This is a genomic window from Paenibacillus sp. NPDC057886 (assembly GCF_042796655.1).
Lineage (GTDB): Bacteria > Bacillota > Bacilli > Paenibacillales > Paenibacillaceae > Paenibacillus.
Genome location: NZ_JBHVMZ010000001.1, coordinates 805210 through 825876, shown reverse-complemented (window position 1 = coordinate 825876; position 20667 = coordinate 805210). Strand labels below are relative to the sequence as shown.

The following is a 20667-nucleotide window of genomic DNA, read 5'->3' as shown; positions in this document are numbered from 1 at the left end:
CGTTCAATGTCTGATGAATCTTCTCTATTTTTAAATCAGTCTAGCTGATGTTTAATTCAAATCTCATTTTGTTCGCAGTTACCCCAGGTACATAACGATAGATGATTTCAGCATGATTCACGTAGAATAGTACAGAAGGCTCTGGAGCGTCGGCTTTCACGTCACACATCAGTCCCGGAAACCGCCATTGCTCTGGTATAATGTCCTGCTGCCGGATGAATGGTCCTCTGACTTCAAAATAAATTTCGATCTCATCTTCCGTGTCCAGCTCTACCTCAATAACTAACGAATCTTTCGTTACATCAGCTTCAAATGTCACCCCACGCAAATGGGTGTTCCATCCCTCCCCCACTTCACGACGAGTCAATCGAAGATCATAACGTTCACCTGTCTCCGATTGCCAATGAATAGTCGCAGGGTACATCTGCCCGTTGGTGTTGCGGCTGCCGGACATCGCCCCCATCATTCGATTCGCGCCAATCCAAGCTTTGGCTGTACATAAATTGCGATTGGCATGAGGTTCATTACGTTCGCAAAGCTCCATGAACTGTTTTTGCACAAGTCGATCACCCTGATGTGCCTTGAAATAAGGCACTGCTTCAACCGGCACATCTACACCCACAAGCGCTATTAAAGGGTCATGTCCAGATTCACAGTTGATGCCTGCAAGATGCTCATATCCTTCTCCAAGCAAAAGGTAAAGAAATACACCTATGGAACTGTGCTCCCTCATCTCCATGTCATAGGCCCTTGCGAACGGTCCGGACAGATTCTCCAGGTTGGCATTATAATAGAGTGCAATGTTAGTCCACAATCCAGCCTCTATCCTATGCCCTATATCGGTCAATCGCTCCGTGAATGCATATTTTCTCCACATGCCCAGTACAGACAGATCAACCCCGTAATAGGTTGTTGTGTTGAACTCGGCAAAAGTACCACCAAATTGGTCGAACTCTCGAAGGAAGGTTTCAGCCTGTTCATCCGAATGGCTAATCCATTCCGTTCGGTTTAAGCGGTGTCCATAATAATGGGTTATGAAGATATGCATCAGTTCAATATTGGTATTCATCGGGATGGCGTCCGACATCCGACGATCAATGGAAGCCTGTACGGCCAGTTCCATGGCTTGATCCATTCGTTCCAGCAGTGTTCCTGGCACAAGTGTGGCGAATTCTGCGGTGACAATGGCACACACACACGCAATAAACTCACGCCAGTTCGGATCATAACTGATCCAGACGGGTGGAAGAATCTGATTCACCGCATCATGAAAAAGCCGCTTCAACCGTTTGGCATCTGCCCGATCTGTCAGGATTGAATCCGCGCCCTGCAGATTATAAATGAACTGCTCAGACACCTTTTCAAAAGTACGTTCCAGGAAATATGCCGTGCCTGGTGCAAAGGATTTCCATGCATAGTGACCTGCAGGCGGATGGATTGCATCCGGTCTGGTCCGAAAGGTTCCGTGATAGATCTCATCCGGTGCATCATATTGCATGTCAAGCACTTTGTGGAGCACCCGAACAGCGCGCTCCACATCACCCGTTTCATTTCGCACCAACAAACCGAGCGCATAGTGTGCACTTGACCGTGTGCTATGTTGCGAAGAATCCTCTTCAAAACTACCCATCAGATCCAGTTCCTTGTCATAGAAGTTATCCATCATTAACATGGACTGGTTTACAAGAAACTGCTGTTCTTTGGACATCCTTTCAACCATTCGCTCTGTCATGATTCCATTTCCCTCCTGAGAGTTTAGCCTTTTACCGCACCTACCATTACACCACTAATGAAATAACGCTGCAACCACGGGTACACCAGCAGAATCGGCAATGTAGAGAAAATAACACTGGCTGCCTTGAGACTTTCCGGCAATACCTTAACCGCTGCAATGCCTTCGCTCTGCATCAGTTCGGTTATCTGGTTCTGCTGAATCATTTGATACAATTTCAATTGTAAAGGATATAGTTCAGGTTTGGTAATATACATGAGCGCATCCTGAAAACCGTTCCAGCGTCCAACGGCGTAAAACAGACTCAGTGTTGCCATTACAGGGAGAGACAGCGGCAAAATAATGCGCAAGAGCGTTCCAAAATGAGTGCTTCCATCAATTCCTGCTGCTTCTTCCAAACTTTCCGGAATGCCTCTGAAGAAGGTAATTAGAATAATCATGTAGAACGGGCTGATTAGGCCAGGCAGAACAAGTCCCCAAGTGCTATCAAGCAGGTGAAGGTTTTTGATTAGAATATATTCAGGAATGATTCCCCCGCTGAAGAACATCGTGACCACAATCACGAGCATAAACCACTTGCGGCCTTTCAGGCTGCTTTTGGCAAGCGGATATGCCGCTGCAATGGTCATGACCATGCTCAAGATGGTGCTCAGGACGGTTAAACCAATTGTAAACAGTAAGGAACGAATCATCGACATATCTGCAAATACTTTGGAGTAAGCTTCAAAGGACAGCTCTTTGGGAAAAAAGGAAACTTCCCCTGAACCGATTGCCCGATTCGAGCTGAGTGAGATTGCAATAATGTGAATGAACGGCGCAAGACAGAGCACCATCGCAATGACAATAAGAATAACGTTCACCGTGTTGAAAATCCGATTCGCTGCATTTTCAGACATCTCTGCCACCCCTTACTCTCCAGTTATAAATGTTTTACATGATGCTCTCATCTGTCAGTTTTTTGGACGTGTAGTTAGCTCCCAGAATAAAGACAAGCCCTACAATCGCCTGGAACAGCCCTACTGCCGTTGCCAATGTGACCTGACCGGATTGCAGTCCTACACGATACACAAATGTACTGAGCACATCGGAGTATTCACGCACAGCTACGTTACCAATAATGAACGGTCGATCGAAACCGATAGAGATCATGTTACCAACGTTGATAATCAGTAGAGTGACGATGGTTGTTTTGATGCCTGGTAAAGAGATATGCCAGATTCGACGCAATCGACTTGCTCCATCCACTTCTGCTGCTTCGTACAGTTCCCGATTGATCCCGGTCAGGGAAGCGAGATACAGAATCGTCCCCCAGCCTGCACTCTGCCATACGCCAACAGCCAGATACGTGAATAGCCAGTAGTTTTTGTCGCTGAGAAAAGGAAGCGGGTCCATACCCATGCTCATCAATAGGTTGTTAACAAATCCGGATTGGGTGCCGAATACCTGAAGTACGATTCCTCCGATAATAACCCATGAGATAAAGTGGGGAATGTAGAGCAAGGTTTGAGCCATCTTTTTGAACCAGGCCTTCTTCAACTCGAAGAGCAGGATTGCCAAAATCAACGGAGCCGGGAATGAAACGATCAGATCCAGAAAGTTCAGCATGATCGTGTTTCGCAGTGCATCGTAGAAATCCTGATTTTGGAATACTTCTCTGAACGCATCCAGACCGATCCATTCACTGCCAGCTATACCTTGAAAGAAGTTAAAATCCTTGAAAGCAATCTGCACGCCATACATCGGCCCGTATTTGAAAATGATGAAATAGATCATGGGCAGCAGAAGCAAAGCATACAGTTGCCAGTTTCTGCGTAAATACACACCATTCTTCATAACTCTTCCCCCCATGTGGTGCAGGCATGTTCCAGGAAGGCGAGGATGGTTTTAACCCCGCTTTCCGGTTCACTACCTGATCAATGCTGCTTCAATGCAAATCCGGTCAACAGACTGCGCGGATTACTTCATCTCCTTATAAGCTGCTGTACGCTCGTCCAGAATCGCCTGACCGCCACTTGCCATATAGTCTTTCATCATACTGTCAAACGCAGCATCGAAATCAGCCGGTTTGGCGATGGTAGCCTTAACGATAAACTCCTGAAATTTATCCTTTAGACCATTGCCATATTTCGCCTCAGCTTCAATCGGTTTGGAGAAGCGAACAGGCTGGATGGTATCCGTGTTGGAGATCGTCACCGATTTGCGCATGTCATCGCGGTACTTTGATTCAACCTGAACGACATAGGCTTCTTCATTCTTTTTATCATCGCCAACATACTTGCCGTTAACGATAATGGCCAGGTCGCCAGCGTTATAGATGCGACCTGCAATTTCCGGCGAAGCGTCATCCTTGATCAAAGGCACACCGTCAACCAGCTCATAGTTCTCGTTTTCCACACCGAATTGCAGATCGAACAGATTGTTGCCCGAAGCCATCCAATCCAGGTATTTCATGGCGGCTTCTGTATTTTTGCTGGATTTCGGAATCATCACATACATGGCATTTGGTGCATATGCCGGTTTGGCAAATTTGCCTTCGGAGTTTTTAAATGCGTCAATCGGAGTCATAACTGCATCAGGATGATTGGTTTGCAAGTTTTTGTACGTACCCGAAATGTAGATTTCCCCTGCATCTTCCGTGTAGAAACCAACTTTGCCGTTCGACACGTCTTCCCACAGCTTTTTCTTATCTTTGTCGAGCCCAAAATCCTTACTCATCAATCCTTCATTATAGAGAGTGTTCATATATCGGAGTGCTTCTTTGAAACCAGGCAACAATGTTGGATAATCGTTGGAGCCCAGTTGTTGTGTTAATGTATACTTTTGCTCTTCAGACAATGGTTCAATGAACGACCAGATTAAAGGTTCATACTGTGCGGAGGCAATGGACATTCCGAATGGAATAAGTCCTGCGCCAACGTTACCCGGATCTTTCTCCTTAAAAGCCTTCAGCGTTGTATGCAGCTCTTCAGCCGTTTGCGGTGCAGGCAGCCCCAGTTTGTCCAACCAGTCCTGACGAACATAGGAAGCATACTTGCCTAGAACTAGACGTTTACCTGGAACTGCAAACTGTTGACCATCATATTGACCGTACGCCAGCGTCTCGTCTCCAAGCAGGGTTTTCAGATTGCTTCCATTTTGGTTAATGAGATCAGTAAGCTCTGTCAGACCACCTTGCTGAGCGTAACGATTAAATGTTCCGGAATCATACGTGAATACAATGTCGGGAACTTCCGAGCCGCTCGCCATCAGAACATTGAGTTTCTGTACTTCTTCAGAGCGAGGAACCGGAACGAATTGAACATCAATATTATTGGGTGTGCCAAATTTCTCTTGAATGAAACGGGTCAAATAACTGTCCGAAATCGTGTAGCCCGCCGGCGTGTTTCCCCGGTCGAATATCTCTACTTTTAAAGTTGTTTTTTCTCCCGAACCGGCCCCTCCTGATGAAGATGCTGATTCGCTTCCCGACGAACACGCCGATAACATTAGAGTGAAGGCTGTTACCACCGCAAGAACTGAACTTGCCTTTTTGGCCTTACGTCTTTGGAATAATCTCATTTGACCTTTCCCCTTTCGCACACACACTCTGAATTGATTCACAAGATTGCTATTCCATCATGGACATCCCATTTGCTGCACCTGTGAATGTCACTAATTATCACACCAAACTCTCGAATTGCACAATAAACTATTTTCTGAAGCTAGTAAGCGATTTCACCAAGTTAGATAACATGACAAATAAACTAAATTCCCGCCAATATACAATTTTCAAAGGACTGATATGAACTAAACCATGAGACTACAGAAGGTATATATTCTATATTTACGATAGTATTTAATGGAGCTTAAACTCTATAATCCTATTTCCGCGTCATAGGACATCACGTAATGACAAAAAGACCACCTCAATGGTGGCCTCCAAGTTTCAGGATAAAATATTACTCTTGAAAGAGTCTTCTATAAAACAAATTTCATAGTCCGTTATATCATAACAACTCATAAAAGGCCTTCCACAGTCGTTACATTCAACTTAATCCCTCGGTGCGAGATTAAATTTAACATTACCAAACAATGTAGTGTTTGCATTCCCAGTAAAATTATCCATTACATGTTCGTTATTTTGGTCTGTATGCTCCAAAATCAATACGTTATATTTCTGATCATAATGCATGCCACCCAACTTAAATTGTACGGGAATGTTCTGAGAAAATACTGCCGATGATAAGGCCAAAATTAGATCTGATTCATGCTTCTCGCGAATTGTAGTGTACGTACCAACAGGCACTGTAATTGTATACGAAATGCCATCCACACTGAATGTAAAAGTATTGTTGCTAGTAGTAATTGTGACCTGTTTATTGATATCTCGTCATCTTGACTAACGTTCTCTTTGTTTGCCGTGCTGCTTACGGTAATCTCCCGGTGTCACTCCTGTAATGCGCTTAAATACTCTGCCGAATGAGATTGCGTTCGCATAACCTACCTGCAACGCAATGTCCTGAATCGCAGTATCCGATGAAGACAACAGGCGGCAAGCTTTTTCCACCCTCAGTTTCACCAGAAAATCAACAAATTTCATATCAAACTCTTCCTTGAACATGTAGCTCGCATACTTGCCCGAAATCTGGAAACGATCACTCAGATGTTTCAACGATAGATCCGGATCATCGAAATGTTCTTCAATATAGGTTCTTAGTTCGTTAATCATCGCGCGATGACTTTTCGTTTCATTCACGGATACATAGTTACGATATACCTCTTTGAGCCATTCCTGAAGAATCTCCTGGATACTGCGCAGCGTTTCTGCCTGTTGCATATCATTGCGCAAACGACTCAGGATCTCTTCTGCAAATTGGCTTTGCAACCGTTCAGACAAGTCTCCGAATTCACGAGACAACATCTGGATCAATGCCTGCAGTAACATGCGGATATCATTATCCTTGATCTGATCCTCACTGAATGCAATAAACATCTGCTCCAACTGAGCCCGCCAACCCTCACCAGTTAGTCTGAATTCACGGACGATGTCCGCTAGCATCTGCAAGTACTTATAGGATTGCAGTTCGGAACGATCCGGCAGCTGTTCACTCAGAACAATGGCATCCTTGCCAAGGGTAAGTCTATGCTGTAAGCCGGCATCTGCACTCGCATAGGATTGGGTTATTTCCTCCCATCCTCGAACCGTACGTCCAATTCCAAAGGTAAACCGGATTCGGAAATGATCTGCAATCCACATATGCACCTGCTTCGCCAAATCCATAAGCAATTCACGGTCAAGTCCCTGCTTCTCATCGGATGCAATCACAACGATAAGCCTACGGTTGCCGAACCATTCAGCCCAGCCACCGAATCTCGTCTCATTCTGTACCAGTTCCTCCACAACGTTCATGATGGCAATCTTCAGAATATTCTGATCAGCTGACAGATCTTCACCGTTCATCTCCGCAATGAGTACAGCGACGCTCGCCGGTTCTACGAACCGCTCTTCGAGTGGTTTCAGATGACGCAGACGCTGACGGAAGGAATCCATACGCTCGCCTTCCATCAGATCAACGAGCAGCTGCCTGCGGTGAATAAGCAGATTTTCATGATGCTGCTTCTCATAATCCACCGTTTGGGCAATCAGATGTTCAAGTGCATGGTCAATGAGTGCCAGCTCGTCCTTCACCGAAGGCGCTGCCTCATCCTCATCGGCACGTGGCTGCAAAGCCTGGATTCGGTTCATGATCAGCTGAATAGGCCGATAATTTCGGCGTGTAATATAGATAATTCCTGCCACAGCACCACCAATGGTCAATAAACCAATGGCAATCCACACATAGGAGATCAGTGAAACCCATGAATATAGTTGTCCTGATTGAATGCCACTCTCGAATACCAACCCCAGCTTGTCTGCATGTACACGATTCAGAATCTCACCGGATGAGATATCCATCTGATGTGCCGAATATATGAGATTGTCGTTGTAGTCCCTAACCTGCAGGACGGATAACTTATCATTGGTCATGTTATCGATCTGCCGTTCCACCGCATACATACGTACGGTAATGACAAGCAAACCTTCCCCACCCCACGGTAGTGGAAGCCACTTATTCATGCTAATTACCTGTGAGGGCATGTCAAAAGATCGCTCTCTATATTCCCTGGGCAGATTCCACCCGATATTGTCACGATCCTTTAATGATTGTTCAATATAAGCACGATCTTGGAAATCTTCCATGCCCATCATGCCTCTAGGTGTAAGGATCTGGGAATCAGAGGTGCGATACAAATAAATGGATTGAATCATGTCCTGCTGATCCAGCATCCTGCCCAGCCCACTCGCCGCTTCATAGATGAACTGGCTCGACAATTGGCCCTGATCAGCTTCGAGAAAGCGAGTGTATATTTTGTTCGAACCGATGTCTTCAAGCAACCGGAGCTCAATATCGCTTAGTGACCGCTCCAGTGTATCCACAATGTAACGGGTGGAGATCATGTCGGCTTTTTTCGTTTCGTTACGTGAAAGTTCATTTACAATCAGGAAGGAGAGAAAGATCAGGATGGAGATCGTCAGCAGAAAAATGGGGAAATAGGAATATAACAGCTTGGTGTACCAGTTCCGCTTCAGCTTGACCTTCATAGGCTTCAACCCCTTCCAATCTCTAGTCTAGTGAGTAGAATCTTGCCTGTGCTCTAGCCTGCCTGCTGACCATGTACAGGATGATTGCCCCAAGAGCCGCACTGATTGTGCAAGCCAGATACATCAGCGATGGACCACCAGTATCCAGCAAATAACCGTTGAGCATATTTCCTACAATACCACCAAGCCCGGCAAAAACCATATTAAACAGGCTTTGGCCTGTAGCCTGCATCTCTCGTCCGGTGACGGAAGCTACATATTCAACTGCAGCAATATAGAAAAATCCGAAAGATAATCCATGTAGGACCTGGATTCCGATCATGACCTCAGGCGTCGGCCATAGCCATTGTATCCCCCACCGCAACATATAAGCTCCGGCTGCAAGCAGCATCGTTCGTTCATGCCCCCATTTGCGGAGAATAAATGCAGCGACCAGCATGGAGGGTACGTTCGTAATGGAAGCCAGAAGAAGAGCTGTACCCGTCATGGCAACAGAACCACCAGCCATTTGGAACGAAATAACAAAAAAAGAATTGAACGCAGTGAGCGTTTGGTTTACCAGGAAACAACCCGTTAGAAATAGAAGAAAGGTCCGGTTACGTAGTAATCTTGCCAAGCCAACGGAAAAGGTAACGGAGGAAGAAGATATGCTCGTCTGCCGGGGAAGTCTACTTGCCAGTATGGCGCTCAGAATGTTAAACATGAGAAATGGCAGCCATAACATATGAATGGAAAACTGGGAGAGATACACACCGGCAGCAAATCCGCCAACCCCCGTTCCCAAACTACCGAATAACCGTATCATGCCGTACGACGTGTTCGCTGCCCTCGCTGCAGTTACCGCATACGAGTCAGCTACCGGAATTTGTGTCACTTGAAATATGGTGCATAAAGTATAAATCAATATTAATATCATGTACACTTGAATATTATAAAAGTAAGCTAACGATGCGGGAACAAGCAAGCTTATCACCAAAACAAAGCGTGTTTTTTTAAACTTATCTACCATAATTCCCCATATGGGTTGGAGGATAATGGATACAAGTGTGCCGAAGGCCATAATAAATCCGGTTTCTTTGCTGGAAAAACCTTGTGCAACCAATATGGGATTAATGTAAGGGTTAAATATCCCACCAGCGAGCCCCATGAACAGATATAAGCCTTGCAGTTTGAGTAATACGCGTTTTGCATCATTGGAATCGGCTTCTTTTTTCTCTGTGTAAGCCTTCATATGTCTGCTTCTCATCCGGATCTCCATCCTTTAATTCTGTAATGGCTCGCCTATTCTCTATTGATGTGTCAGTCTCAACCTGATTGCGGCCAGTGCTCCGATTGCTCCCGCCGAACTGCCAAGCTCAGCAACTGCTATATGACTGGGTAGTACAGTGTACCGGCTAAGGCGTGTGCGCACTTCATTCAAATAGTAGGACGGATTGGATGCGGCTACCCCTCCACCGATCACGATTATCGAAGGATTAAGCAGCGCTACAATATTGGCAAGCCCTCTCGCCATATAACGCAGGGGCAGTTCCAGAATCTCAAGCGCAGCGGCATCACCGGCTTCAGCTGCCTTGAATACATGCCGGGCTTGAATTTGTTCTGCTTCACCTCCTGCAAGACTCATCACCAGGGATAAGGAACTTCCCCGTCCATCTGCGAAATAACGCTTCGCTAGTTTCGTAATCCCAGTACCTGAAGTCACCTGTTCAAACACACCGAATGCATCTGGCTCTGCCACATAACAATCGTGAAGTCCAACGTCTCCAGCAATAAAATGTCCAATCTCGCCTGCCGCCCCATTCTGCCCACTGTACAGCTGCCCGTTCAGGATAAGAGCCGCTCCGATTCCGGTTCCTACCGTCACCATCACGCAATGTTTATGCCCCTGTGCAGCACCTTGGTCATATTCCCCCATCGCTGCCAAGTTTACATCGTTGTCCAGTATGATATTTCCGCTGTAATGTCTCACAATGACGGGTCGGATATCTTGTTCGGGCCACTGGAATGCTGGAGCATTGCGTAGTACCCCTTCATCTTGCAAAATAACTCCTGGGAAGCCCATACCTACACCGGAAAGCTGACTCACACGGATTCCCACATCATGGCAGAACTTTCCCAGTTCAGTGAACAACCACTGGAAGAATACATCTGGATGTTCACTGACACAAGTCGGAAGTTGACGTTCATGTAATTCACTTGCTACCCCTTGGGATGACAGAAGCATTAACGTTTTGGTGCCTCCAATATCAATACCTGCGATCCAGTTGGATGTATCACTGCTGCCTGTCTGTTTCTGATCCGTTTCCAACGGAACTTCCTTCATTAAAGGGTTCATATCTTCCTTCGTATCCTCCTTCATGTCGATTTCCATCCCACCATCAAAATTTGGACTCAATTATTCCAATGCCTCTTGCTGGAGATTCAACATCGTCTGTTGCAAGGCTACCTGCACTGCTCCAGTGACTACAGCCCGCTCACCAAGCTCTGAACAGATCAGTTCCGGCTGCGCCGGGAATTGTTCAGATATGATCTGTCTGAGAAACGGCAATAACACATCCCCATTTCCCCCTATACCTCCGCCAAGTACAATGAGATGGGGAGCAAGGACGACACAGATATGACGGAGAGCCGAAGCGATCATTTGGCTGTATTGTTTCAGAATCTGCACAGCCTGCGTTTCTCCACTTCGAGCAGCTTCGAACAGTTTCTCCGGAGTCAGGTGTTTACGAAGATCTTCTATACCAGAATCAGGGTCCTCAAGAAGACTGGCATGCAACTGACGCCTGGCCAGTTCCATCAAACCATCAGCAGATAGGACATCCTCCAATCGACGACCCTCTTCCAACAACATCTCCGCAAGCTCGCCTGTCAACCCGCCCAAGCCTCGTAACAATTGCCCGCTCACCATGATGCCTGCACCCGTTCCAGTACCGATGGAGAAAAAAACAAACAAATTGGACTCCGCTGCTGCTCCACCCCTGTACTCCCCCAGTGCAGCCAGGTTCACATCGTTCTCCAGGATCACTTCACATGGGAAGACCCCCGACAATGATTCAAGCGAGAGCAACTTTTCCAATCCCTCTAACGGGGCAACGATTCGATCAATATCTCCAGATTCCGGTAGTACAACCGCAGGAATGCCAAAACCAATACATTGGATCTGATTCCAACTCAATTGGTTTTCCGTCAGTAATTCATCCATATGTCCTCGAAGAACATCAAGGATTGCCATCCCTGCTCGATCACCACGCTGGCCGGATAACATCGGATAGGTTCTGTAGTCCTTAATTCCACCATTCAGATCAGAGAGCGCGATCCGAATTCGGGTTGCCCCAATATCGATGCCACAGACATAATAAGCTGTTTCGTTAAATTGAATGAGTGTTGCTTTGCGACCCTGAGCATTGTCCGCTCTACCGGTTTCCAGCACCAGATTTCGTTCAATCAGATGTTCAATCGCCGACGACACCGTAGGTTTGCTGAGTCCGGTCTGACGACTGATATCTGCCCTGGACATCGCACCACTTGCGATCAAAGCATCCATAATGAGATTCTCGTTCAGATTGCGGATATATTGCGGTGTGCCAGCCATTTTATCGCCTCCTTTTATAGTTAGTTAAGTTTATTAACGAATTAAATTCAATATATCATCGGGTTTAATACGTGTACAGCTTTTTTGTCTGTATCGGATGATATGATTTCAAAATCAAGGCCTGATCTCATTGTAATTATTCAATTTTGACTTTACACAATATAAATCAAAAAAAGCCACAGTGATATACACCGCAGCTTCTTACTTCCTTATTATACGCTTCATTACGATTTGGACAATTCAATGAACCCTTCACCAAATACGTCACGCACATCATGGATGGTTATAAAAGCAATTTCGTCCTCCGCTCGCACAATCTTCTTCAGCATTGGAACTTCTTGTTTGCTAATGACAATATATAAGATCTCTTTCGGGTTCTTCGTATAGTAGCCATGACCGGACAGGACGGTGACTCCCCGATCCATCTTCTCAATGACCTGCTGAGCAATAGCATCCTGTTTGGTAGATATAATCGTGACTGCTTTTTTCGGATTGAGCCCTTCAATAATAAACTCCATCGTTTTGGTGCCGACGAACAACATGACAATCGTACACATCAAACCTTGCGGCCCTATAATGAAGAACGACGAGAATGCCACAATCAGATCGAAGAATAACAGTCCATAACTGATGTTCCAATCCAGATATTTATTGGCAAGCCGGGCCAGAATAACCGTCCCCGCCGTTGTGCCGCCTACTCTAACAATCAAGCCGATACCCAGACCGGCAAATAATCCCCCAAAAATAGTATTAATCCAGAGCTCGTCCGATGCAATCGTCCAGCTCTCGGTCAGGTGCAGGAACAGCGAGTTAAATACCACCGCAATAATGGTATACACGGTTGTCGTTCTGTCCAGAAACTTGTACCCCACAATTAGCAAAATACCATTCAGGAGCAAGTTCATCAGTCCTGGAGACCATTCAAAGAGGTAATACAAAATAATCGTAATCCCCGTAACCCCGCCTTCAGCCAGATCATTCGGGATGACGAACAGGTTTACTGCAAGTGCAAACAGAAATGCACCCGCCATAATAAATAGAATATCCGTTATTCTTTTCTTCATCATGCACTCCATCCAATCCATCAGAAAATCAACCTATCAACCAATTTCATAAGTTGTCATAACCACTCAAAGATAGATTCTACCATGCCCGGCACAAAATTTGTATACATAATACAAATTGTTGCGCGAATTGTACAAAGGAATCTGAAATTACTGTTTTTTCAGGCTCTACAAGACAGGTTCACTTCATCCACCCATGACAAATGTCATGGGTCATCATTGATATTCATCATTACACTATACTGACGTTTATGACTTACTGCACTGGACGCATTCTTATACAATGATAAAAACGCCTCACTTGGAGACATCTTCCTAGGAAGCGTTAGGTCATAACTGAATACAGTTATTGACCATTGAAGGAGGACGTACGTCTATGAGCAGAACCAAGGAAATGGCGCTAAAAAAAGAAGTCACCCCTTATGAGAAAAATAATCTTCGTCTGAGTATCCAACAATTAGTGAATTCCATACTGCCATTATTATTATTATGGGCTGCAGCGTATTATAGCTTGTCCGTGTCCTACTGGCTGACATTTCCGATTGCCCTTGTAGCCTCGGGATTTGTACTTAGAACGTTTATCATCTTCCATGACTGCTGTCATGGTTCATTCTTCAAAAGCAAACGTGCCAACGACATTCTCGGCACGATTACAGGTGTATTAACCCTGACGCCTTACCTGCAATGGAAAAACGAGCATTCCATTCATCACGCAACCAGCAGCAATCTCGACAAACGTGGTGTAGGTGATATCTGGGTTATGACCGTTGAAGAATACAAAGCAGCTTCCCCTTGGGGTCGTCTCTTCTACCGTATTTATCGTAATCCGTTTGTCATGTTCGGTATTGGACCCATTTATGTATTCCTGTTCGCCTACCGTTTTAACCGTAAAGGTGCAAGACGCAAAGAACGTATTAATACTCACCTGACTACAGTGTTGATCGTAGCCCTTTATGCCTTCATGTGCTGGTTAATCGGCTGGCAGGCTTTTGTACTGGTGCAAGCACCCGTATTTTTCTTCTCCGGCTTCTTCGGTATTTGGCTGTTCTACGTACAGCATCAATTCGAAGATACGTACTTTGAACATGAAGATGAATGGAGTTATGTGAAGGCTGCTGTAGAAGGAAGTTCATACTATAAACTGCCAAAACTGTTGCAGTGGATCAGCGGCAATATCGGGTTCCACCATGTGCATCACTTGAGCCCACGTGTACCCAATTATTATTTGGAAGAAGCACATAACGCAACACCGCCATTGCAGAAGGCTACAACGATTACGCTGCGTTCCAGTCTGACTGCCCTGCGCTTCCGTCTGTGGGACGAAGAATCCAAGCGCTTTATCAGCTTCAGAGAGATCAAAACCTTATCCCGCAAGCCTTACGTTCAACCGCCTATTCGAGTAAACAAACAATCGGGTCTGACAGAGAAGCCTTAACTCTGTCGGATTCGTTTTCTTGTATTCAGGCTAAAGTCATGCTACAGTCAGGCTAAGTTTGAGTACCCTGCAAGTCCGAGGAGGAGAATTTCCATTCAAAAGTGGATGCAGCTTTTTTACAAAAATACAGGTTTGAATCCATATGTATGGCTCGTCTTTTTCATCCTGCCCTTCTATTATATTTCGCAATATTCCAAATTGTGGCCCATGGTGGCGGGCATTTTCATCATTCTGTTCTTCTTTGTTTGTTATCTGCTTGCCTTCATCACAAAGGGCTGGCAGGTGTATATGTGGATTGGACTGTTGATCGCCATATCAATTACGATGACCATCGCTTATGATTATGCCTATTTCTCATTGTTTCTTGCCTTTTTTATTGGGAATATTAAAAATAAAGCCGGTTTCTTCACCCTCTATTCGGTGAACCTGGCAGCCAGTTTTCTAACCATTAATTATAGTTTCATCAAACAGAGCACCCTGTTGCTCAGTCAGTTCCCGTTTGTATTCATTAGTCTCATGGCATCCATTTTGCTTCCGATCAGCACGTATAACAAAAATAAGCGTGAACAGTTGGAAGGCCAACTGGAGAATGCCAACAAACGGCTGGATGATCTTGTGAAAATGGAAGAACGGCAGCGTATCGCACGCGATCTGCACGATACACTTGGACAGAAGCTCTCTCTCATCGGTCTAAAAACCGATCTGGCGAAGCGTCTGCTTCGCATGAATCCTGATCAGGCCGAGATTGAACTGAACGATCTGAGACAGACGGCAAGTACGGCCCTGAAGGAAGTCCGTGAAATGGTAACGACCATGCGTGGCACACAACTGGTGGATGAACTGTTCCGTGCCGAACAGATTTTGAAGGCCGCTTCCATTGAATTTGTACTGGAAGGCAATCCGAAGTTGCAGGATACGTCACAACTAAATGAAAATGTACTCGGCATGTGTCTGAAAGAAGCCGTTACGAATGTCGTCAAACACAGTCAGGCAGCGATATGCACCATCCGTATCGAGGAAACACTGGCCGATAATATATTAACGGTTCAAGATAACGGAGTCGGAATCGAACGTACCCGCAAGCAAGAACGGCGCGGTACCGGAATCTTGGGGATGAAAGAACGACTTGAATTTGTGAACGGTTGTCTGGATATTCGTTCCGGAGCAGACATGGAAGGAACAGGCATTGTCATCCATGTTCCCAAGCTGGTACGCAAACCGATAAAGGAGGTTGAAGAATGATTAGGATCGTAATCGCCGAAGACCAGCGTATGATGCTGGGGGCCTTGTCTTCCCTACTCAATCTGGAAGAGGATATGGAAGTAGTAGGACGCGCAAGCAATGGACAGGAAGCTCTTGCTCTCGTCAGGGAGCATACACCAGACATCTGTCTGATGGACATTGAAATGCCAGTCAAAAGTGGCCTGGAGGCCGCTGAGGAACTTAAGGGCATGAACTGTAAAGTCATTATTTTGACAACCTTTGCCCGGACCGGATATTTCGAACGTGCTTTGAAAGGCGGTGTACGTGGTTATCTGTTAAAGGATAGCCCGATCGAGGAACTGGCCGAAGCAATCCGTCAAGTCATGAATGGAAGACGTATTTTTGCACCCGACCTGGTGGACGAGGCTTATGTACAGGAGAACCCGCTGACCGAACGTGAAAATGCCGTTCTCGGCCTGATGGCAGACGGTAAAAATACAAAGGAAATAGCCGGACATCTATTTATTACTACCGGTACTGTGCGAAATTACATCTCTATTATCCTCAACAAGTTAAATGCGAGTAACCGCATTGAAGCCATCACCCGTTCCAAAGAAAAAGGGTGGTTTAAATGAAAGTACCGCTTTAACCCAATGAAACATAAATAAGCAAGGCACATCGATGGGACGATATACCTTGCTTATACAAGGATAGGCTGGTCTGGAGTAACTCACTTCGGTCCAGCCTATTTCCTTTTGAAACCTTATTTGAGGGCCATGCTACTTTACAGAAACAACCATACCCAAAGCTTCCAGTGGCACCTGCTCGGTCTGGAGCTGATGAATCTGCTTGCCATCTTGCCAGGAAATCGTTACGTTGACGCTTTTACCACCACTTGGGTACTCCACGTTTACGAATCCTTTATCCTTTGGTGCAGGCAGTGTGTGGGACTCCAGGTATTCCACCATTCTCTTCGCAATCCCGGGATTATTCATGTTATCTTCGGAAACGGAACGAATCTGTAGCGTCCATCTACCTTCTGTCCAAGTCAGATACTGACTGCCCGCCGCGCCTTCAGCCATGCCCTTGATGCCATGTCCCAGATCCACTGTCATATCCTTAGGAACGTCTTTCAAGTCTGTCTCAGGGAAAATATCCGTACTGTTCGGGTCTTTATACGTCTTCACTTCATAGGTTGCCAGAACAGGCACCCTGCTGCCAGAGGCCGTCAACGAAGCATCATTCACCGCAACAGGCTGATCAGTGGAATAAAAGTTAATGTGGAACGCATCTGAAGTATTTGATGTGATCGATGCAGTCAGATGTTTTCCCTTTTCCAAGGAAAATGAAGTAGGTAATGAAGCGTTTTTCATCTTCAGCTGACTGCGAATGTCCTGAATGACGTCGTTCGAGCTTTGCTGGGCTTGACCGTTACCGGTCGTTTCCGAATTCGATGTCGATGTTCCGCTTCCCGCAGAACCTTCCGTCCCTGTTGTTCCCGTTGTATCTGTTCCGTTATCTTTCGCTCCATTGGAGAAATCAGCTCCTCCACTTCCCGACTGAGTCTGTTCGCCAACCCCAGTGGATGTATTATCCACTGATGATGGTTCGGTATCCTGACCACCACATCCAGCAAGAGCAAGCAGCACTGCTGTTGTCACGGGAATTGTCATCCATAATTTAGGTTTACTCATGTTGTTGTCCTCCTTGATGCCGTTATTGAGATGAACTTAATTTGTTGTCTAGCCAGCATTTTAACGTTTGTCATTCCAGAAATTCACGGGCTGTACTTTCTTGGTCAGCACTTCAAACTGGTATCCTTCTGCCTTCAGTGTTTTTAACACTTGCGGAAGTACTTTCAATGTCGCTTCCTGGTCGTGCATCAGGACCACAGGAGTGATTCCGTTCTTTTGCACATTATGGATCTGCTTCATCACGCTGTTGTAGACTTTCTGATGATCCTTCTTGTATTTCCAATCTTCGGAATCGACATTCCAATCCCACAAATGGAATCCACCCTGACCCAGTAGAACATTGCGATATGCCGGTTTGAGATACGGTTTGCTGCCATATGGAGTACGAACGAGGCTGGTTTTGACGCCCGCCACTTTATTCAAGCTTTCATTGGCCTGCTGCATTTCTTTCAAGCCGCTGTATGCGGATTTATAAAATTTACCGGGAACATGCGTTACGCCATGTAAGCCCAGTCCATGTCCGTCTGCAACAATACGCTTAGTAGCCTTCTGAAACTTCTCCATCTGAGGTCCAAGCATGAAGAATGTTGCCTTGGCATTGTACTGATCCAGAATATCCAGTAATTGTCCCGTGTGGGCGGTCGGCCCATCATCAAAAGTTAGATATATGATCTTGGAGCTCGCTTTATTTCCAGCATTCTTGGATGCGGATGATGTAGCTGAAGCCGACTGCGGCAATAGCAATGGAATGATCAATAGAATAGCAAGTGCGGTGATGAACGTTTTACGAATATGTAGCATAATAAAAGTCTCCCTTATGTCTTGTATTTCCCGGGGTGTCTATGTTTCTCTTATTGCAGCCCTTGGCGATAATCCTAATACTATCAAAAAGAGTGCGTCCCATTCTCGCTTCAAATGCTACGTTCGAGTTACACTTTTGTCAGATTACCCAAAAAAATAAAACGAATTTGAAAGATTTGCTCGAAAAAGAACATCCGTCGGGATAGATCAATGTTGACATATATTCTATTAACCCAAATTGTGGTTTCTGATAGATTCATTTCTGGAATTTATATGAAGCCAGCGAAGAATCTTAAAATGAAATAACAAAAAAGCCTGCTCGAGAGCAGACTTTTTCATATGTAGATCGATTTACTTATCGTTCGGATCAATCCTGATTGCTTTGCTTAGCCCCTCTTACTCCGCAGGAGGTGTAAACGAACGTTTACCAAATTCGGCGTCCAGCATGTAGAAAGCATTGCTGTCTTTTTCGATGCGGCGCAACTTCTGAATGATATTATCGAACAGAGCTTCCTCTTCGACTTGCTCGTCGATGAACCATTTCAGGAAATACATCGTGGCATGTTCACGCTCATTTAGGGCAATGTCAGCCAGATTGTAGAATTTCTTCGTATTTTGCTGCTCGTGTGCATATCCGTGTTCAAACACATCCAGCATCGAGGAATATTCATTCTTCGGCTCTGGCAATGCAGTAAGGGTTGCGCGTTGTCCGCGGTCATTCAGGAATTTGTATATTTTCATCGCATGGAACCGCTCTTCTTCTGCCTGTACAATGAAGAAGTTAGCAAATCCGTCCAGACTTTCGCCGGAACAGTATGCGGCCATCGCCTGATATACGTGAGCCGAATAAAATTCGAAGTTCATCTGTTCGTTCAAAGCTTCTGTCAACTCTTTACTCATTAAGGGTACACCTCATTCTTTCTCTAGGGATGTTTTTATTTTATCATAACGTCCGCACGACTTACATCGAAATTTCTACAAAATTCGCCAATGACTGATTACATCTCTTCCTATATAATTACATAGTTCTCGCTCTAAAATCATTTCATTCTGGAAGGCAGGCCTTTTATTTCATGAACACATCTTCTTCTCAGCTCAAAAAAACGATAGGTATGCCGCAAGCTGTTGCGCTTTATATAAGTGCAGTTCTCGGTTCAGGTGTCCTGATTGTACCCGGACTTGCTGCTGAACTGGCAGGGCCGGCTTCACTTCTCGCCTGGGGAGGCATGGTGCTGCTGATTCTCCCGCTTGCCCTGTCCATGGGATTACTCTCAGCCCGTTACCCGGACGCAGGCGGTGTATCCCATTTCGTTACCCTCGCTTTCGGACAAAGGGCAGGAGCCGTAGTTGGCTGGTTCTTTCTAATGTCCGTTCCCATCGGTGCTCCCGTGGCTGCCCTTACAGGTGCAGGCTACATGACAGCTGCGCTGGGACTCGGGGAAGGATACAGAACAGCGATTGCCGCCCTCATGCTGGCGGCTGGACTGATCATTAACATCGTGGGCATGCAGGTCGCCGGAAAGGTACAGATTGGCGTTGTGCTGGCGATTATTATTGTGCTCGTCATGGCATTTGTATTTGCTATTCCGAATATGGAATCCATACATTTCACACCCTTTATGCCAAGTGGTTGGGTCAGCGTGGGACAGGCTGGAGCCATTCTGTTCTGGTGTTTTATCGGTTGGGAAGCTGTATCTCACCTGTCTGAAGAATTTACTGATCCACGCAAGGCAGCTATTAAAGGCGTAACGATTGCAGCCATCATTGTAGGTGTGCTCTATTTCCTGACTGCGCTGGCGACAGTCGGAACTCAAAGCTATCTTCATGGCGGAGCAGACGTCTCCCTCGTATGGATCATTAGTCAGGCTCTCGGTTCCTGGGGAGGATTAATTGCTGGGTTGACCGGCATATTTATTTGCACCGCTACAGTCATTGCATACGCTGGTGCCGCATCCCGTGTCGCCTATGCACTGGCAAGACAAGGATCTGCTCCGCAATGGATGTCCCGCTTATCCAGTCGGTACCATACACCAATTGCTGCAATCGGATTCCTGGCCATCTGCTTTACTCTCGTGTTAGGCATATACGGATCAGGTCTCGTGTCACTCACGACACTTATTCAGTTGCCCAATGCAACGTTTATTCTCACCTATCTTGGCGGATGCGCAGCCGGAATACGATTACTCAAGGGCAGTCGTACTGGAGTAACAATCAGTTGGATTTCCTTTGTGGCGACAGCTATCGTGTTTCCTTTTGTCGGGTGGGCTGTTCTCTACCCGGTGGTGATCGTCGTTCTCTACGGATTGCTCAGCAAACGGCAACACAACATATAAACAAAAAAAGCTCTGCCGCGATGGCAGAGCTTCATCTTGAATAAATAATTATACCAGGAACGCTTTGGAGATGATAACCAACAGGATGAACAGAACCAGAATGGCACCTACAGAAGTAAAACCTCCGTATCCGTAGCCTCTTGCTTCTCCACCTAATACTTCGCTCATTGACCGTACCTCCTCTGCAACAG

The 20667-nt window shown here is 45.8% G+C and carries 17 protein-coding genes; 4 read left to right on the top strand and 13 right to left on the bottom strand.

Annotated features, from left to right (window positions below; genetic code table 11):
• Positions 1–40: 40 nt before the first annotated feature.
• The 9 genes from ACFVQB_RS03820 to ACFVQB_RS03780 all read right to left on the bottom strand — a co-directional run bounded on the left by ACFVQB_RS03820 (position 41) and on the right by ACFVQB_RS03780 (position 13010).
• The gene (locus tag ACFVQB_RS03820) at positions 41–1732 is read right to left on the bottom strand and encodes a hypothetical protein (protein ID WP_379435075.1); all 1692 of its coding nucleotides are present in this window, start codon (positions 1730–1732) and stop codon (positions 41–43) included.
• Between the two features lie 23 nt (positions 1733–1755).
• Positions 1756–2628 (bottom strand): carbohydrate ABC transporter permease, encoded by an 873-nt coding sequence (locus tag ACFVQB_RS03815; RefSeq protein WP_379435074.1) that lies wholly within the window; start codon positions 2626–2628, stop codon positions 1756–1758.
• 34 nt (positions 2629–2662) lie between these two features.
• Entirely contained in the window at positions 2663–3565 is a 903-nt protein-coding gene (locus ACFVQB_RS03810) for an ABC transporter permease (protein WP_379435073.1), read from the bottom strand.
• A gap of 123 nt (positions 3566–3688) precedes the next feature.
• Positions 3689–5290, bottom strand: a complete 1602-nt coding sequence (locus ACFVQB_RS03805; RefSeq protein WP_379435072.1) for an extracellular solute-binding protein — start codon at positions 5288–5290, stop codon at positions 3689–3691.
• A gap of 820 nt (positions 5291–6110) precedes the next feature.
• Entirely contained in the window at positions 6111–8354 is a 2244-nt protein-coding gene (locus ACFVQB_RS03800) for a helix-turn-helix domain-containing protein (RefSeq protein ID WP_379435071.1), read from the bottom strand.
• A gap of 22 nt (positions 8355–8376) precedes the next feature.
• Positions 8377–9600, bottom strand: coding sequence for an MFS transporter (locus tag ACFVQB_RS03795; RefSeq protein ID WP_379435070.1), 1224 nt, complete (start codon positions 9598–9600; stop codon positions 8377–8379).
• A 42-nt stretch (positions 9601–9642) separates the two neighbouring features.
• Complete coding sequence (locus tag ACFVQB_RS03790; protein WP_379435069.1) at positions 9643–10749, bottom strand: ROK family protein; 1107 nt, start codon at positions 10747–10749, stop codon at positions 9643–9645.
• Positions 10750–11946: an ROK family transcriptional regulator gene (locus ACFVQB_RS03785; RefSeq protein WP_379435068.1), complete on the bottom strand. Its 1197-nt coding sequence runs from the start codon at positions 11944–11946 to the stop codon at positions 10750–10752.
• 224 nt (positions 11947–12170) lie between these two features.
• Positions 12171–13010: a YitT family protein gene (locus ACFVQB_RS03780; protein WP_113052849.1), complete on the bottom strand. Its 840-nt coding sequence runs from the start codon at positions 13008–13010 to the stop codon at positions 12171–12173.
• 376 nt (positions 13011–13386) lie between these two features.
• Between ACFVQB_RS03780 and desA the strand changes: the two genes are divergently transcribed.
• From desA to ACFVQB_RS03765, 3 genes are all read left to right on the top strand, one after another.
• The gene (gene desA / locus ACFVQB_RS03775) at positions 13387–14445 is read left to right on the top strand and encodes a Delta(5) desaturase DesA (protein WP_379435067.1); all 1059 of its coding nucleotides are present in this window, start codon (positions 13387–13389) and stop codon (positions 14443–14445) included.
• Between the two features lie 93 nt (positions 14446–14538).
• Positions 14539–15687 carry a sensor histidine kinase gene (locus ACFVQB_RS03770; protein ID WP_379436286.1) on the top strand — a complete coding sequence of 383 codons (1149 nt, stop codon included), beginning with the start codon at positions 14539–14541 and terminating at the stop codon, positions 15685–15687.
• On the top strand, positions 15684–16283 hold the full coding sequence (locus ACFVQB_RS03765; RefSeq protein ID WP_053782057.1) for a response regulator transcription factor: 600 nt from the start codon (positions 15684–15686) through the stop codon (positions 16281–16283). The genes ACFVQB_RS03770 and ACFVQB_RS03765 overlap by 4 nt, the downstream gene beginning before the upstream one ends.
• Positions 16284–16427: 144 nt before the next feature.
• On the opposite strand, the gene ACFVQB_RS03760 is transcribed toward ACFVQB_RS03765, so the two are convergent.
• The 3 genes from ACFVQB_RS03760 to ACFVQB_RS03750 form a co-directional block, all read right to left on the bottom strand.
• Positions 16428–17342: a hypothetical protein gene (locus ACFVQB_RS03760; RefSeq protein WP_379435066.1), complete on the bottom strand. Its 915-nt coding sequence runs from the start codon at positions 17340–17342 to the stop codon at positions 16428–16430.
• A gap of 60 nt (positions 17343–17402) precedes the next feature.
• Positions 17403–18143 (bottom strand): polysaccharide deacetylase family protein, encoded by a 741-nt coding sequence (locus tag ACFVQB_RS03755; protein WP_379435065.1) that lies wholly within the window; start codon positions 18141–18143, stop codon positions 17403–17405.
• Positions 18144–18539: 396 nt separating this feature from the next.
• Entirely contained in the window at positions 18540–19043 is a 504-nt protein-coding gene (locus ACFVQB_RS03750; RefSeq protein WP_379435064.1) for a ferritin, read from the bottom strand.
• A 173-nt stretch (positions 19044–19216) separates the two neighbouring features.
• Here ACFVQB_RS03750 and ACFVQB_RS03745 point away from each other — a divergent pair, with 173 nt between their 5' ends.
• A complete protein-coding gene (locus ACFVQB_RS03745) occupies positions 19217–20476 on the top strand; it encodes an amino acid permease (protein ID WP_379435063.1) in 1260 nt (419 codons plus the stop codon).
• Between the two features lie 48 nt (positions 20477–20524).
• Here ACFVQB_RS03745 and ACFVQB_RS03740 read toward each other — a convergent pair whose 3' ends face one another.
• Positions 20525–20644, bottom strand: coding sequence for a hypothetical protein (locus tag ACFVQB_RS03740; RefSeq protein ID WP_024631887.1), 120 nt, complete (start codon positions 20642–20644; stop codon positions 20525–20527).
• Between the last annotated feature and the right edge of the window lie 23 nt (positions 20645–20667).

Excerpts from the sequence above, each read along its gene's own strand:
- ACFVQB_RS03820 (WP_379435075.1), bottom strand. The coding sequence starts at position 1,732 with ATGACAGAGCGAATGGTTGAAAGGATGTCCAAAGAACAGCAGTTTCTT.
- ACFVQB_RS03815 (WP_379435074.1), bottom strand. The coding sequence starts at position 2,628 with ATGTCTGAAAATGCAGCGAATCGGATTTTCAACACGGTGAACGTTATT.
- ACFVQB_RS03810 (WP_379435073.1), bottom strand. The coding sequence starts at position 3,565 with ATGAAGAATGGTGTGTATTTACGCAGAAACTGGCAACTGTATGCTTTG.
- ACFVQB_RS03805 (WP_379435072.1), bottom strand. The coding sequence starts at position 5,290 with ATGAGATTATTCCAAAGACGTAAGGCCAAAAAGGCAAGTTCAGTTCTT.
- ACFVQB_RS03800 (WP_379435071.1), bottom strand. The coding sequence starts at position 8,354 with ATGAAGGTCAAGCTGAAGCGGAACTGGTACACCAAGCTGTTATATTCC.
- ACFVQB_RS03795 (WP_379435070.1), bottom strand. The coding sequence starts at position 9,600 with ATGAGAAGCAGACATATGAAGGCTTACACAGAGAAAAAAGAAGCCGAT.
- ACFVQB_RS03785 (WP_379435068.1), bottom strand. The coding sequence starts at position 11,946 with ATGGCTGGCACACCGCAATATATCCGCAATCTGAACGAGAATCTCATT.
- ACFVQB_RS03780 (WP_113052849.1), bottom strand. The coding sequence starts at position 13,010 with ATGAAGAAAAGAATAACGGATATTCTATTTATTATGGCGGGTGCATTT.
- desA (WP_379435067.1), top strand. The coding sequence starts at position 13,387 with ATGAGCAGAACCAAGGAAATGGCGCTAAAAAAAGAAGTCACCCCTTAT.
- ACFVQB_RS03765 (WP_053782057.1), top strand. The coding sequence starts at position 15,684 with ATGATTAGGATCGTAATCGCCGAAGACCAGCGTATGATGCTGGGGGCC.
- ACFVQB_RS03760 (WP_379435066.1), bottom strand. The coding sequence starts at position 17,342 with ATGAGTAAACCTAAATTATGGATGACAATTCCCGTGACAACAGCAGTG.
- ACFVQB_RS03755 (WP_379435065.1), bottom strand. The coding sequence starts at position 18,143 with ATGCTACATATTCGTAAAACGTTCATCACCGCACTTGCTATTCTATTG.
- ACFVQB_RS03750 (WP_379435064.1), bottom strand. The coding sequence starts at position 19,043 with ATGAGTAAAGAGTTGACAGAAGCTTTGAACGAACAGATGAACTTCGAA.
- ACFVQB_RS03745 (WP_379435063.1), top strand. The coding sequence starts at position 19,217 with ATGAACACATCTTCTTCTCAGCTCAAAAAAACGATAGGTATGCCGCAA.
- ACFVQB_RS03740 (WP_024631887.1), bottom strand. The coding sequence starts at position 20,644 with ATGAGCGAAGTATTAGGTGGAGAAGCAAGAGGCTACGGATACGGAGGT.